The sequence below is a fragment of the Oscillospiraceae bacterium MB08-C2-2 genome (genome assembly GCA_035621215.1).
Taxonomy (GTDB): domain Bacteria; phylum Bacillota; class Clostridia; order Oscillospirales; family Ruminococcaceae; genus WRAV01.
The window spans coordinates 1660863-1676902 of sequence record CP141729.1; the positions used below are offsets into that span (position 1 = coordinate 1660863).

Below are 16040 nucleotides of genomic sequence, written 5' to 3' on the forward strand. Positions count from 1 at the left end.
ACCTGAACAAAGGTAGTTACACCTACTGTTCAGCAGCTAAAACACCTTGACGCTTGCTTTGCTATGCCCATTTTCACCGGAACCGGCCTTCGGCGCCATCCGAAGCCCTATCCGATCGATTTACCATAAAAATATCCAGTGGAAAAGGGAGCTATTTGAGGAGACATTTTTAGATTATAAGGGAGGAATCAGCTATGCCACAGTTATCCGATATTGCCCGCAACACCCGGGCGTCGCTCATCCGCGTTATGTTCAACGAGGCCTTGAAAATCCAAGATAAAATCAGCTTCACAGTTGGTGAACCGGATTTTATTACACCCCAGCCCATTATAGATGAGGCTTGTGCCGCTTTGCAGAAGGGGCTTACCCATTACACCCCCAACAAAGGCGTTCCTGAGCTGATCAGTGCGATTGCAGATTATCATAAAAACGATCTCAGACCCGATCCGCAAACGGAAATTATGTGCACCTGCGGGGCTATGGAGGCATTGCAGCTGGCGGTGCTCACTTTAATCGATCCCGGCGATGAGGTGCTCCTCGTAACCCCCACTTGGGCCAATTATTTCGGGCATGTTGCCATGTCCGGCGGCATTGTAAAAGAAGTCTGCGCACGGGAAGAAAACGATTTTATCCCAACTGTGGAAGACTTTAAAAAGGCCATTACACCCAAGACAAAGCTTGTCATCCTGAATTCTCCCACCAACCCCACCGGTGCTGTTATAGATGCACAGACACTCCGGGAGCTTGCCGCCTTGTTTGTGGAGCACGATCTGTTCGTGATCTCCGATGAAATTTACTCCAAGCTTGTATACGACGGCATCACCTGCACCAGCATTACCTCCTTCCCCAATATGCGGGAAAGAACCGTGTATATCAGCGGGTTTTCCAAGATGTTTGCCATGACAGGCTGGCGCCTTGGCTATGCCATTGCGCGGCCGGATATCATTGCAGCCATGACAAAGCTCCACGAAAACAGCGCCTCCTGCCTGCCCGCACCAACACAGCTTGCAGCCGCAAAGGGGCTGGCATACTGTCTTGAAGATGTGGAGATCATGCGCCAATCCTATGAGCGGCGCCGCAATCTGATCTGCGGCTTGCTAAACGATATCGATGGCATTTCCATCCGGGTGCCCAAAGGAGCCTTTTATGCCTTTGTCAATATCAAAAACACCGGCATGCCATCTATGGATTTCTGTATGGATCTTCTCAGAAAAACCGGCGTCGTGATTGTTCCCGGAACCGCTTTTGGTGATGCAGGTGAGGGCTATGTTAGAATCACCTATGCAACCTCGGACCAAAACATCACAGAAGGTATGGCACGCCTCAAAAAATATATGGAAGACCGGTAATCACCCAGCATAACATCATTTTTCAGTTAAGGGTCAATTCACATGATTGAGATTTGGAGGAGAATAACCATGCCAAATAAAACATACAACCCTTATCAGAGTATGCTGACTGTTTTGGAACAAGCGGCAAAGATGCTGGAGCTTCATCCCAACGATTACGAGGCGATCAAATACCCCGAAAGAGAATTGAAGGTTTACATACCCGTAAGAATGGATAACGGCAGCATTCAGGTGTTTGAGGGGTACCGTGTGCAGCATTCCAGCGACCGGGGCCCCTGCAAAGGCGGTATCCGCTACCACCAGAGTGTGGATATGGATGAGGTTAAAGCACTGGCCGCATGGATGAGCCTGAAATGTGCTGTTGTCAATATCCCATATGGCGGAGCCAAGGGTGGTATCAACGTGAACCCAAGCACCCTTTCCTGCGGGGAGCTTGAGCGCCTTACCCGCAGGTATACAGCCATGATTCTGCCGATCATTGGCCCTGACAAGGATATTCCCGCCCCGGATGTAAACACCAACGCACAGGTTATGGGCTGGATTATGGATACCTACAGCATGATTAACGGGTATACCATCCCCGGCGTTGTAACCGGCAAGCCCCTTGAGGTAGGCGGTTCCTACGGCCGGCCAGAAGCAACCGGGCGGGGTGTCAGCTTTATTACACAAAAAGCCTTGGAAACCTTTGGCTTTCCCGAGGGCCCTGTAAACATTGCAATTCAGGGAATGGGCAATGTTGGCGGCATAGCGGCAAAGCTCTTACAGGAGCAGGGACATAAAATAGTGGCCGTATCCGATATTTCGGGCGGCTATTACAAGGCAGAAGGGCTGAACATCCCCGCAATGCTTAAGCATATACGCAGCAGCAAAAACAGGAGCCTTGCAGGCTATGCGGAACTGGGCAGCACCAAGCTTGACGGCATGGATGTATTGACCTGCGACTGCGACGTGCTGATCCCCTGTGCCCTTGAGAACCAAATCACCACAGAAAATGCAGGGAGCATCCGGGCAAAGCTGATTGTGGAAGGCGCCAACGGCCCTACAGCAGCGGATGCAGACTCCATCTTGGAGGAAAAAGGCATTGTTGTGGTTCCCGATATTCTTGCCAATGCCGGCGGTGTCATCGTCTCCTATTTTGAGTGGGCACAGAATATCCAGCGCCTGATGTGGGAAGAAGCCGAAATCAACGAGATGCTCCGAAATATTATTTTGCGTGCCTTTGATGAGGTTTTCGCCATTGCTTCCGAAAAAAGAACCACCATGCGCATGGGCGCTTATATAAGCGCATTGGGCAGATTGAGCAAGGCTAAGAAAATCCGTGGTGTATTCCCCTGATGCCTCGGGCTATGGACTGTATTTGCTGCCACACACCCCAGCGATCCCAAAGCCGGTTTCACACCCAGTGGAGGTATCAGGCCGCGGTTCAAATTGCCTCTGAACTGGATATGGAACGGCTTGGTGTGCAGGGCATCTATCTTTTCGGAAGCGTTGAATCCGGCAAGGCAGGCACAGGCAGCGACATTGATTTGATTTTCCATATAGACAGCAGCGAAAATCAAAAAAGGGCTCTGCTGGAATGGCTTAAGGCTTGGGATTTAAAGCTGTGCGAAATTTTCAAAATGATTACCGGGAAAAGCACCAGCTATATGCTGGACATTCACTTAGTGGATGACTCGGATATTAAAAGGAAAACATGCTTCGCACAAAAAATCCACTCCGTCTATGAACCAGTTGAGCCTTTGCGCAAACGCTGTGAGCCACTTTAATATGCCAATCTGTGAAACGCTGCCATACCTCTTCACGGTATGACGGCGTTTCATGGCTGAGAAAGGCTTTCTCTTGCGCTGATAACATGGTTTCACATTAGGAAAAGCATTCATAAACAATAGTAAGAAGGCACATTAACCCCCCCACCTGAATTTGGAACTATACAACTAATGGCAGAACGAGACGTTCTCTCTATTCGGCAACAACGGCTGCTCCAATTGGAGCAGCCGTTGTTGCTTTGCATATTCAGCCTGCCTTAGCCTTCGGGTCCACAAGTTGTCTTTATGACTACTCGTATATAAGGCAGGGCCCTTTTCATGGTGTTATCACCGAGAAAAGAAGAAGGCTTTCAGATAAACGATACTTGTGGCTGGGTTATCCTCTCACTTACGGGATCACTCGGATGGTGATCTGAGCGGCTTTGCCGTTGTGGGCAGTTGCCACGATTACTGCAATGCCGGTTTCATTGTTTGCTGTTACAAGGCCGTTTTCATCTACGGTCAGCAGATTGGGGGTCAGAGTCGACCAAGTCAGCTCCTGGTTCGTAGCATTTTCAGGGGCAACGACTGCTGTCAGCTGAATGGACTTGTTCCGCTTCAGGTTAATCATGGCGGAGCCGGTGATGGAGACTTTTTCCACCTGAATCTCTTCTTGGTCTTCCTTCTCCAGCTCAATTCCGATGGTGTCTGCTCCGGTTACCGTAAAGCTTCCGTGGGCGGTTTTATAGCCGGTTGCACTGGCGGTATAAGAATATTCGCCTGCCCCAAGCTGGTAAACCAGAGGGTTCTCGGTGGAGGGAACGACCACCGCAGGGTTGCCCTGCTCTACAGCAATGGTCAGATCCGGGGCATCCGCAGGCGTTATGTTGAAGGTAATGGTGTGTTTCTCCGAATCTTCCTTCTCCAGTGCAATTTCGATGGTATTCGCTCCGGTTACTGTAAAGCTTCCGTGGGCGGTTTTATAGCCGGCTGCACTGGCGGTATAAGAATACTCGCCCGACCCAAGCTGGTAAACCAGAGGGTTTTCGGTGGAAGGAACGACCACCGCAGGGTTGCCCTGCTCTACGACAATGGTCAGATCCGGGGCATCGGGAGGCGTTATATTGAAGGTGATGGTGTGTTTTTCCGATTCAGCGCCTTCGTCTGTGGTTACTGCATAGGTGGCTTTCAGGGTGTCGCCGCCCACGGTAACAGTGGCGGTGATCAAAGCCGTACCAGCCAGACTCTGGTTGGTGATGACACCTTTTTCGTCTACAGACGCTACGGCAGGATTGCTGCTGCTGTAAACTACAGTTGCCTGTTGTGGGGTAGGATTCACAATGCAGGATTCATCGTTCAGAGAGATGGTAAGCTGTGTATTCACCTGGACATCATTGGTAACTTTGATCTTATCACCGGTCAAGGTTACGGCAGTCAAGCGAGGCGCAGCTACACCGGAAACCTCCAGCTTCCAATCTTTTTTGATATCGTTGGAGGAGCGGCCCACGGCCACGGTGTATTCGCCCTCCGAAACAACCCGCTTGCCGTCTTCGTTAATAAACCAAAGATCATCGGCCTTTACGGTAACGGTAACCGTTTGTTTTTCGCGAGCAGCAAGCTCCACACGCTGGAAGCCTTTGAGCTGTTTGATGGGCATTTCGCCATTTCCAGCGCCGGGTGCACTTACATAAACCTGAACGACATCTGCACCGGCAACATTGGATTTGTTTTCCACATCCACCGAGACATCGAAGGTTCCGTCTGTTGCAACGGTGCGCTCGCTGATTTGGAAGTTAGAATACTCAAAATCAGAATAGCTCAGGCCGTAACCGAAGGGATAGAGCACGTCACCTTTAAAATACTGATAGGTGCGGCCTAATTTCTCGCCTTCGGGGCGAATGGAATAGTCGAGGATATTGGGGAGCTGAGCCTCGTTGGCATACCAGGTAAAGGAAAGGCGTCCGTTGGCGTTTTGGTCGCCCAAGAGAACTTCCGCCATGGCCTGCCCTTGGAACTGGCCATTGTAGCTGGTATACAGTATTGCTTTGGCGTCATCCGCGAAGTCGGAGATATTCATGGTACCTACGGCTTGAATGGCCACCACTGTGTTGGGATTGGCTTCCATGACTTTTGCGATTTCTTCTGTCTGACCGGCGGGGAAATTCATGTTGGAGCGATCCCGGTTCTCGCCAGCCACGTTGAGGCCGGAGCTGGTGCCGGTGCCAGCCATATAAATGGCCATGTCGGCTTTCTCAATTTCTGCCAGGGCAGTATCGCTGCCGGAGGAGGACTGGTTGGTAGTGAATACCAGATAAATATCTTTTTTACCTTGATACAGGTTGGCAATATCGGTGGCCACTGTTCCGCTATTGGTGCTGTAGCTGCTCCAAGAGCCGGTGCGGTCGCAGGTTGCCGTTGCGATAACCGGGCCAGTGGGACTATCTACGTGCAGCTCCACCACCGGCTTAACGTTTCCACTGGTGCCATTGGTGCTGATGCTGACAGCAAATGACTCAATGCCGGAGCCAAGGTCAAAGCCCTGGTAAACCGCATAGCCACCATCGTTAATATAACCGATGTTGCTGGTCTCAGCTCTGCAATCACTGTAGCGGTTGGCGCTTACAGCGGAAACAACATTGTTGTTGTAGGTAAAATCGCGGATGTTAAAGATATAGCCGGATACTTTGCTGCCGCTGAGGTTATAGAACTTCAGGTTATTAGCAGTATCAAAGCCCTTGCCGTTCAGCGCATCCGTAAGTCCCTTCTGGAAGCTGACTTTTGTGGAAGGTGAGCCTGCGTAGTTGGAATCGCCCAACTCGCAGATATCGTTAAACTTGCCCACAACCGCAATGGATTTTACGGTATCGGTTTTAATAGGAAGGGTATTTTCACTGTTTTTGAGCATGACAATCGCATTGCGGGAAGCCTTCAGAGAAGTTGCCACGTTATAGGGTGTTTCCACGCGGTTGGCAACCGTATAGCTTCTGTAGATGTTGTCTTCCGCATTGTCGAACTCGCCGATCTTCATGCGGGAAGTAAACAGCCGCACCAGAGCGCGGTCCACAATGTCTTCGGTCATTACGCCGTTATCGGTGAGAACACCGTCTTGAATAGCCGCAGCTACGTTGTTGCTGTAGTCGCCGCCATAATTGCCGCCCTGGGTCCAGTTGCAGGCCAAGTCGGTGCCTGCCATCATGGCAAACGCAGTAGCCTGCGGCATGGTGACCTGCTGGGTATAGCCTTCTGGATTGGAGGGAATCCATTTGTGGCCACTGCGCATCCAGTTGATGCCCTCACAGTCGGATACGACATATCCGTTAAAGCCCCAGGTCTTCCGCAGCAGCGTATCCAGCACATAGGTGTTGGCCGAAGCGGGAATACCATTGATTCTGTTATAGGAGCTCATAACCGATTCCGGGTTGGCGGTCTCGGTGATATGGCGGAAGGGAGCGGTATAATATTCCCGCAGTGACCGATCGTCCACGTCAGAGGAGCCGGTGTAACGGTTTTGCTCGCTGTTGTTGGCAGCATAGTGCTTGAGAGTGGCAATGGTTTTTAAGTATTGTTGACCGGAGGGGCTAAGATTGTCCGTATCAGAGCTCCCCTGTACACCGTGAATGTATTGCTCGCCCAGGATGGAAACCAGGAAGGGGTCTTCGCCGTAGCCTTCTTCGTTGCGGCCCCATCGGGGGTCTCTTTGCATGTTGATGGTTGGCGAGAAATTGCTCAGCGGCCTGCCGTTGGTGGTGTTGTAGCCCCGGCTTTCATCTCCTATGATAGAGGCAGAATCAAGCAGCAGCTGGGGATCCCAGGTAAGAGACATGCTCAGGCTGGAGGGGAAGGACACAGCCCTGCTCCACGCCACACCGTGCAGTGATTCCTGCCACCAGTTGTTTGCCTTGATGCCCAGACGGGGAATGGCCGGTGCACTGGTATTCAGCTGAGATGCCTTTTCCGCCATGGTCATGCGGGAGACCAAGTCGGTGGCCCGTTCCTCAAAGGTGAGGCTGGTATTTTGATAGGGCAGAACCTCTGCCTCAGCGGCGGAAACAGTGGTGGAAATGGGTGGAAAAGCCAGCGAAGATAGGCATAAAATACCGGCTAGTATCACACTAGATTTCTTTTTTACTTTTGCATACATCTTCATATTGATCCTCCTTTTCTGCTTTTGTTTATTTGTTCAGCCACACCTCATGGCTAAGAAAATTAAATAGTAGGCAAAGGCCACTATTCGACTGCGTAGGGCCAATCCGAAAATTTGCCCAGATTATACACCCGCTGATACCCCAGCTCCAGCGCTATTTCCAGAGCTTTCTGCGATCTTACACCGCCCGCGCAATAGAAAATCAGCTTGGTATCCCGGGAGGGCACTTCTGTTTGAAGCTTTGCTTTAATTTCATCCAGCGGAATGTGGATGCACCCCAGCACATGCCCTTCGCTGTATTCCTCTTGGGTACGCACGTCAATAATAACACCCATGCCACTCAGCATGTCCTCATAGGCCTGCTCCGGCTTGATTTGGTACTGCCGGGCAGCACCGGCATCCAGCACCTGATAGGAGTAATCCTCACCAACGATAACCAGCTTACCCGCACCCAAGGCCAGACCCTTCAGGTCAAATTCGCCGAAAGACTCCACCTTGTTGCACTTGGAGCAGTCCGAGATCGTTAAAATCTGGCCATCGTTGCAGGCCGCTAGGATTTGATCTGTCTCGAAATCTATGGCGTTAATCTTAATGGAGCGGGGTTGTTCTGGATCCACTCCCTCGATTTGCTCCAGCGACCGAAAGATCCAAACCTCACCGGTATCCGACATCATCATATGAGGAACACCCGGATCGGCCGATAGATAGCCTGTAACACAGAATAGCTGACCAATGGCTTTAATATTGGTGAACACAAAGGGCTCGTAATATCCCTTGTAGACTTCGTTGAAATCTTCAATTTTCCAATTTACCCCGTCTGTACTGGAAAGAATATCACTTTCAGAAGTTATGGCCATAATGTATCGGTCGGTTGCCGCAATGGATACAATGTTTTTATTCAGGCCTGTCTGAACCGCTGCCCAGTCGGTTCCATCAGGAGACCGCAAAATCACGCCGTTATCCGTGCATGCGTAATAGCTCCCCTGAAAGTATGCAATCCCCCATATGGTTGATGCAATGCCTGTATCTGCGGATGTGAAGCTATCTTTGCCGGTGCTGTATAATAAGGTTCCACCTGTTCCACCCACCAGGATTTTGCCTTCGTGGGCCAAAACTTGCAGCAAATCTTCCTGCGTGGGCACTGGTATACTATGGGCTTGTCCCTGTGTGTCGATCCGATCCAGACGCCCCCCTGTGCCTGCGGCCAAAAAGGATGCCCCATCATACAATACACACTGATATCCTTGGGTGAGAAGTGGCTTCTGTCGTGTCTGCGCCACTGTCAAAGCAACATTGCCCGCAGGCTGGCAGCCCACCAGCACAGCTCCGATTAGAGCAGCAAACAGAATAAGAGGTTTCAGACGCATGTCGGAGCTCCTTTCAAAATAACGGCGGTAGCCATATGCTCGTGCACAATTTTAATAAATCATATATAAATTAGGTTTATATATGATTATTTTAATATTTAAGTGCTCGAGCACATTTTTTGATCACAAACAACGCTGTTCCTTAAAAACCATTTTGTTATTGCAAAAAGATACAAAAGAATTATCTTTTATCTAATATTAACTATTTCGACAGCTGCTTTCAATAGCATTTCTTCACCAAATTATTGGGAATTTTTGTCAGAAAAATACAAAATATAGGATATTATCTTTCGCTGGGATAAGCATAACACAATGATAAAATAAAATATAAGCTTGGCCACATAACTAAATAACAGGAACATTTTTGTGACAATGCGGAAACGCAGCATACAGCAACTTAAAGGTACTTAAGCAATACACTGCATGTTAGAAAACGCAGAGAACGCCCCAAGCGGTACGTGAAATTGAGTAGCATATGCAAAAGGGTAAATCGTGGGGCAAAAACGAGTGAACTTGCACGCGGGTTAAATTTAGCTCTAATGTGTTATTTTAAAAAGTAAGTCCCGCAAAACAAAATGTTAATGCGGGACTTACTGGCTGGGCTAGATGGGTTCGATCCATCGAGTGACGGAGTCAAAGTCCTAACTGCTTGGTGAGAGCGGATGAGTTTGAATATGCAATGAAAGGAAGCCACGAACTGCGGCCTCCTTTCATTGTACTACCAGACTCCAAAAGGCCTTTGGCTTTTTTGAAGTCGCTTAATTGCAGTAATCAATATGTCACATATCACTGCTGATGACCGCTTCCATCTCAGTCTGGAAACGGCGACAGGCGGCTGTTATGCCATCTTCTTGGTTAAACACCGTATAAATGCCTGTAACAAATATTTCCGCCCCGCGGGCAACGCATTCTTTTGCATGGAAAAAATCTACACCGCCATCAATGGAAATGGGGAAGCTGCAACTGTGCTTTTCTTTGAGCCGCACCAGCTCATCCAGACGGCCCAGAGAATCCGGCATAAATTTTTGGCCTGCATAGCCTGGTTCAACAGTCATCAGCACGGCATAATCCAAAAACTGAATAATCGGCTCGATCAGGTCAATTCGCTGGGAAGGGTTTATGACCACGCCCGCCTTCATATCCTGTGTTCGGATATCTTCCAGTATTCTTCTTGTAAAATGAGTGCCATCCATATGAAAGCTTACATAGTCTGCACCGCTTTTTTTCAGTGGTGCAATATACTGGGCCGGGTTGGTTACCATAAGGTGCACATCTGCTATGCAATCGGGGTATTGCGCCTTTAGGTCCTGCACAAGCTTTAGCGAAAAGCAAAGATTCGGCACATAATGCCCGTCCATAATATCGATATGAAAAAAGTTTACGCCGGCGGCGACTAACTGCTGTATCTGACTGCCAATTGTAAGCAGGTTGCAGTTTGCAAGAGAAGGTGCATTTATAATTGTTTGTTTTGGCATCATTTTACTCCAATTTATCACCATATATTTTTTGTGTGGTTAAATCCATAAAGTTGCGGTCATCCTCCGTTGTGGAAACCATACAATATACATAGGAAATCGCCCCCGCCGGACAGCCGCAGTTGGGATGATAGCCTGAGGGAATGCTCACCAAATGTCCCTCCTGAATAAGCGCTACATCGTGAGGATTATCCAGTTCGTCGTATACGAATTGAGCCCCAAAGGCATTGGCCATATCAAAATATACGTAGGTCTCTTCGCGTTTCTCTGCATGTTCATGGGGAGGCCACGCAGTCCAACCGCCGGGGCAGCCTTTGCAAAATCCAACCAAAAATCTTGCGGAATCAAATGCTTCATCAATACAGTTCCACACATCGCGTTTGGTACCGTTTTCCTGCTTTCCGTATACCTTGTGTCGGCTATCGCCGTCCACCTCTTTAAAGACAATGTGCGCAAATGTTGTTTTGCGGGTGCACGGTGCCCCGAAGCGAATAAACACAGCGCTCTTACTTTTCAAAACCACCTGTGCATCCGTTGGCAGATAGAGAATATCCCGCAGCACAGCTTCTCCGCTTTGTGCATGATAGGTGTAATCTGCCTGACCGGAAATACAAACAAGGCAAACTTCTTCGTTTCCACTTTCAACTATAACTTCTGTATCCTTTAGCTCGATCCGCTGAGCAGAGGTATAGGTTAGCTGCATTGCCTTAGGCTCCAACCGCTGCAATAGTTCTTCCGGCTTAAAATGTATTTGTATCATGGGGTCTGCTCCTATTCCTGAATTTCATAGCACGCCAGCCACGTTTACGCCAGCACCGCCAACAATTTCCGAACCATTTCCTCATACTCAGCTTCAGGCAGAAAGGTTTTGTTGGGGTTCATCGTAAAGGTGCCCCCCCATTCTTCTCCATCTTGGTATTTGGGCACCACATGAAAATGCAGGTGTCCCATCTTATCCGAATAATAGCCGTAATTTACTTTTGCAGGCGCAAAAACCGTGTCTATCGCTTTGGCCACCTTTGCGACATCCTGCATATAAACGGACAGCTCTTCTTGGCTGAGTTCAAAGAGTTCTTTGTGGTGGCCAGTTTCGGCAACAACACACCGGCCATAATGGGTTTGCTCACGAAACAAATATACGGTAGATGCGTTTAAATCGCAGATTTTTATAACATTGGACAGTGCTTCTCCTTTTTCACAATACACACACTTGTTCATAGATACTCCCACTTTCTCCAAACGTCTTTTTTATAGCATTGATATACCTTATGCTTCTTTTTTCTGCTCCATATGTGATTGCAGCAGCACTGCAAGCAGCAAAATGGTGCCGGTGATAATGTTTTGCCAAAACGCACTGATCGTTCCATTCAGGTTAATGAGATTGCTGATCAGCCCCACAAACATAACCCCAAAGAATACCCCTTCGATTTTGCCAACACCGCCCCGCACCCGGGTGCCGCCGATCACAATAGCTGCCATAATGGTCATCTCCCAGCCAGTGCCTGCTCCGGGCTGTGCTGCGGCAAGACGTCCGGTAACAATGATGCCTGCAATGGCTCCTGCAATGCCGCTGATCATAAAGGCAAGCGTTTTGGAACGGTCTACCCGGACACCCATCATGGCGGCGGCTTCTTCGCTGCCGCCTATGGCGTATAGGGAGCGCCCAAATGAGGTGTTGCGGGTTATAAATATCGATATCAGAATCAGTGCGATAAAGATAGCGGCAGGCATTGGCAAAAATTCGCCAAACACATAACCCCTGCCGATAAATCGCAGTACCTCGGCTTCATCCGCCAGTGGCAGCGATAGTTCGTTGTTCATCAGCAGGGCAAGCCCGCGTATGCCAAGCTGTGTGCCCAGTGTCGCAATAAAAGGCTGCACCTTCAGCTTGGTAATGATCAAGCCGTTCATGATGCCTATAGCCGCTCCCACCGCAAGTGCCGCCAAAATCGATATCCAAAATCCATAAGGGCTGAGCTTTGCCACAATCATACCGCAAAGCGCTGTTGTGGCACCGATAGAAAGATCCCTTGCTCCAATTAAAAACAGAAAATTAACGCCAATCGCCGCAATACCCATCAACGAAGCCTGCCGCAATACGTTGGAAAGATTATTTTCGTACGAAAGAAAGGTCGGCCCAAAAGCAAAGCCTCCAAATATGCACATTGCCAATACCGCAAGCAAGGCCGGCTGACTCATGGCAAAATCTTGTGCACGTTGTGCTATGAGGTCTTTTTTCTTTACTTGTTGCTTCATTTTTTCTTTCACATCCTATGCTGTGCGTTCGCGTTGTATTGCCAATGCACCAATAATAATAACCGCCTTGATCAGGTTAGCCGCAGCAAATGGAATGTTATTCATGTTCACCGTGATCCCGATGAGCACCATAATGATTGCCCCTGCAATGGAACCTACAACATTGGCCATGCCGCCTTTCATAGAGGTACCCCCAATTGCAACCGCTGCAATTGCGTCCAGATCATACATCATACCAAGCTCATTGGGGTCCACTGCGGAGGAACGGGCCAGTTCAATCACACCGCACAGGCTCGCAAGCACAGAGGAGAGCGCATAGGTGATCACAATGATCTTTACAGTATGCAGCCCGGAAAGCCTTGCGGCCCGGGTGTTTTCTCCAATGGATTCAACATAAGTGCCAAAGGTTGTTTTCTTGATGGCAAAAATACTCACAACAGCCACAACAACAAAAAATATACTCTGAATGGGTACGACACCGTTAATGCGGTAGAGTCCCAGCGCAGAGATCACAGGGTATTTTCCCAGAGAAAATACACTGGATTTGGCGATTAAAACGGCGACTCCGCGGATAACAATTTGCATGACAAGAGTAAGTATGACCGGCTGAACATTGTATTTTGCGATCATAACGCCGTTAAACATACCCACTAAAGCGCACACACCCACGGCCACAAACAGCCACAGGAGAAAGTTTCCGCCGGTAGTGGTCATTCCCTGAGCAATGATAACCCCACACAGTGCCATGATAGAGCCGGTAGAAATATCGATGCCCCCAATAGAGATGACCAAAGTCATTCCAATGGCCATACACAGCGGCCCCGCCGATTGCTTAATCACCAGGTACAGTGTATTGATCGATGCAAAATTGGGCGTAAAAATTATATTGAATAAAATCAAACCCAGCAATACTGCCAGAGCGCCGAATTGTATAAAGAACTCCCGCCCGCTCATACGGATCCGGGGCGGGTCCGTCAGTCCCGCCCGCTTTATTGAACTGCCCATTGATTCACCTCCAGATTTGCGCCTTCAGGTGTATCTTCCGGCCCGCTTTCGGCAATTGCCTTCATAATATTCCTTTCAGAAATGGCGTCTCCCACAATTTCCGCCTTCTTTCTGCCTTCCTGCAAAATGACCACCCGATCACATCCCCGCACTAATTCCTCTATTTCTGAAGAAATATACAGCACGCTGATGCCCTGATTGGAAATTTGCTGGATTAGTGCCTCTATTTCTCCTTTAGCGCCAACGTCAATGCCCCGGGTAGGCTCATCCATAATGATCAGCTGCGGCTTTGTTACAAGCCATTTGGACAGCACCACCTTTTGCTGGTTGCCACCGCTCAAATTCTTGATCCTTGTCATGGCAGAGGGAGTGCGGATGTCGATTTTTTTTATGTACTCATTGGCAATTTCCAATTGTTTTGCCCTATTGACAATGCCAAATCGGCTAATTCGGCCCATAACAGTGATAGAAATATTGTCCATGATGCTTAAATTGGGGAAAATCCCCTCAACCTTGCGGTCTTCAGTACAAAAGGCTTCACCTTTTTTTATAGCGTCACTGGGATCTTTAAAACGCACCGCCTGTCCGCCATAGAAGATTTCCCCCTCATACTGAACATCATCACCAAAAATCACCTTGGCAAGCTCGGTGCGGCCGGAGCCAAGCAGACCAGCCAGCCCGACCACTTCCCCTTTGCGGATGATTAAATCCACACCATTGAGGCGGTGCCCGCATTTGATGGCTTTTACTTCACACAAAACTTCCGCCTTTTGCTTTTCTGGCTGGTATTCTTTCTTTTTGTTGACCAGATCGGTTGCGTCCCGACCAATCATTTTGGAGACAAGTTCCAGTTTAGATAGTTCCTTGGCGGGGTAACAGCCAACAAACTCACCGTCCTTCAAAATGGTGATGTTGTCGCATATTCTATACACCTCATCCATGCGGTGGGTAATAAAAACTGTGGAGATACCACGTTCTTTCAAGCCGGTAACCACATCAAACAGAATCTGTGTTTCCCGAGCGTCCAACGAAGAAGTCGCTTCATCCATCACCAAAAGCTTTGTGTCTATGGAAAGTGCCCGGGCAATGGCCACCATCTGCTGGATAGCGGTGCTGTATCGATTGAGAGGCTTGCTTACATCCACATCAACGCCCAGCTCTGCCATGGCCTTTTTCGCATCCGCCCGCATCTTTTTCCAATCGATAGAGCCAAACTTCTTGGGAGCGTTACCAAGATAGATATTTTCTGCAATGCTGAGAAAGGGGCTTAAATTCAACTCTTGGTAGATCGTGCTTATCCCCAGCCGCTGCGCTTCCAGCGGGCTGCCAACATGCACCGGTTCACCCTGAAAAATCATTTCGCCTTCATCTTTCCGATACAGACCAGTGATAATTTTTATCAGTGTGGATTTGCCGGCTCCATTTTCCCCCATTAAGGCCATTATTTCACCCTTATGCACAGAGAATGAAACGTTGGACAGCGCCCTCACACCGGGAAATGACTTGCTTATATTCTTCATTTCCAACAACACAGCGTGTTCCATAAACAACCCTCCCAGAGGATAAGCGAGCAGAATCGCATTTGCAAAAGCTCTGCTCGCTGCCTCGATTTTTTTACCAGTTTTTACCGAGATACTGCTCTACGTTTTCCTTTGTATAGAAGGTGTCGTTGGACCATACAAGCGGTTCAATGGTGTCACCCGCTTCAGCGGCCAGAATCACTTCCAGACATTGCTGGGCATACAACATGTTGTTTTGGGAACATGCCGCAACCTCTCCGCCATTGATGGCCTCAAGCATGTCGTTGCTTCCATCACCCACAGACAGTACCAGGATATCTGTGCCGGGAGTAAGCCCCATGGATTTTATGCCCTGAATGGCGCCAAAGGTCATTTCGTCATTGTGGGTGTACACAGCATCGATTTTGTCACCGTGGGCCTGAATCATGGCCTCCATGGCAGCCTGGGCTTCTGTGCGCATGTTATTCCCAACCTGCGAGGCCAGCAAGACCATATCGGGATGCTCTTCCATCACTTTTTTAAAGCCATTGCTGCGATCCATGGCGGTGGTGGAACCGGGTGAGCCGAAGATTTCCACAACGTTGCATTTTCCGTCCGTTTGCTTAGCCAGCCACTCAGCACACCATTCCCCTTGCGCTATGGCATTGGAGCGAATGGCCGTGAGGTAATCCTCTCCGGCTACCCCGCGGGAGGTGCGGTCAATGAGTATAACAGGCACACCTGCTTTTTTTGCCGCATCCAGTGCGGGAACCAATCCCTCTTCCTCTTTGGGGCACAGGATCAGGTAGTCAATTCCCTGAGCGAGAAGGTCTTCCACATCGGCGTTTTGTTTGTTGGTGTCGTTGTTGGCATCGGTAATCACAATATCAAGACCAGCTGCGCCAAAAATATCCCGCATATCCTGAGATTGTGCAATGCGGCCATTGTTGGTGGTATGTACTTGGGCAAACCCGATTTTCAAGGTTTTTTCTGCGCCGCCATCTGTACTCTGACTGCTGGCGGCGGTAGGCGACGTACTGCTGGGGTTGCTGCTTGCTGTAGTGCCACAAGCGGTCAAACCAAGAACCAGCGCAAGTGCTAACAGGGTGGATGTTGCTTTTTTCATACTGAATCTCCTCTTTTTTTGTGATTTAGAACCGGGAACTTTTGTATAATTGGCCCATTATAAAACGTAAAGCG

12 protein-coding genes are annotated in these 16040 nt (G+C 49.1%); 3 read left to right on the forward strand and 9 right to left on the reverse strand.

Annotated features, from left to right (window positions below):
• Positions 1–194: 194 nt before the first annotated feature.
• From U6B65_07350 to U6B65_07360, 3 genes are all read left to right on the forward strand, one after another.
• Positions 195–1349, forward strand: a complete 1155-nt coding sequence (locus U6B65_07350) for a pyridoxal phosphate-dependent aminotransferase (GenBank protein WRS26174.1) — start codon at positions 195–197, stop codon at positions 1347–1349.
• A gap of 69 nt (positions 1350–1418) precedes the next feature.
• Positions 1419–2684 carry a Glu/Leu/Phe/Val dehydrogenase gene (locus tag U6B65_07355; GenBank protein ID WRS26175.1) on the forward strand — a complete coding sequence of 422 codons (1266 nt, stop codon included), beginning with the start codon at positions 1419–1421 and terminating at the stop codon, positions 2682–2684.
• Positions 2685–2695: 11 nt separating this feature from the next.
• Complete coding sequence (locus U6B65_07360; GenBank protein WRS26176.1) at positions 2696–3115, forward strand: nucleotidyltransferase domain-containing protein; 420 nt, start codon at positions 2696–2698, stop codon at positions 3113–3115.
• 388 nt (positions 3116–3503) lie between these two features.
• On the opposite strand, the gene U6B65_07365 is transcribed toward U6B65_07360, so the two are convergent.
• The 9 genes from U6B65_07365 to U6B65_07405 all read right to left on the reverse strand — a co-directional run bounded on the left by U6B65_07365 (position 3504) and on the right by U6B65_07405 (position 15966).
• Positions 3504–7241, reverse strand: coding sequence for a glycoside hydrolase family 3 C-terminal domain-containing protein (locus tag U6B65_07365; GenBank protein WRS26177.1), 3738 nt, complete (start codon positions 7239–7241; stop codon positions 3504–3506).
• An 80-nt stretch (positions 7242–7321) separates the two neighbouring features.
• Positions 7322–8605 carry a rhodanese-like domain-containing protein gene (locus U6B65_07370; protein ID WRS26178.1) on the reverse strand — a complete coding sequence of 428 codons (1284 nt, stop codon included), beginning with the start codon at positions 8603–8605 and terminating at the stop codon, positions 7322–7324.
• Between the two features lie 779 nt (positions 8606–9384).
• Positions 9385–10080, reverse strand: coding sequence for a ribulose-phosphate 3-epimerase (locus U6B65_07375; protein WRS26179.1), 696 nt, complete (start codon positions 10078–10080; stop codon positions 9385–9387).
• Positions 10081–10084: 4 nt separating this feature from the next.
• Entirely contained in the window at positions 10085–10840 is a 756-nt protein-coding gene (locus tag U6B65_07380) for a 5-deoxy-glucuronate isomerase (GenBank protein ID WRS26180.1), read from the reverse strand.
• Positions 10841–10884: 44 nt separating this feature from the next.
• Positions 10885–11298 carry an HIT family protein gene (locus U6B65_07385; protein WRS26181.1) on the reverse strand — a complete coding sequence of 138 codons (414 nt, stop codon included), beginning with the start codon at positions 11296–11298 and terminating at the stop codon, positions 10885–10887.
• 48 nt (positions 11299–11346) lie between these two features.
• Complete coding sequence (locus U6B65_07390; protein ID WRS26182.1) at positions 11347–12336, reverse strand: ABC transporter permease; 990 nt, start codon at positions 12334–12336, stop codon at positions 11347–11349.
• 15 nt (positions 12337–12351) lie between these two features.
• The gene (locus U6B65_07395; GenBank protein WRS26183.1) at positions 12352–13341 is read right to left on the reverse strand and encodes an ABC transporter permease; all 990 of its coding nucleotides are present in this window, start codon (positions 13339–13341) and stop codon (positions 12352–12354) included.
• Positions 13326–14885 (reverse strand): sugar ABC transporter ATP-binding protein, encoded by a 1560-nt coding sequence (locus U6B65_07400; protein WRS26184.1) that lies wholly within the window; start codon positions 14883–14885, stop codon positions 13326–13328. Before U6B65_07400 ends, U6B65_07395 begins: the two co-directional genes overlap by 16 nt.
• A 70-nt stretch (positions 14886–14955) precedes the next feature.
• Positions 14956–15966, reverse strand: coding sequence for an ABC transporter substrate-binding protein (locus U6B65_07405; GenBank protein ID WRS26185.1), 1011 nt, complete (start codon positions 15964–15966; stop codon positions 14956–14958).
• Positions 15967–16040: the final 74 nt, after the last annotated feature.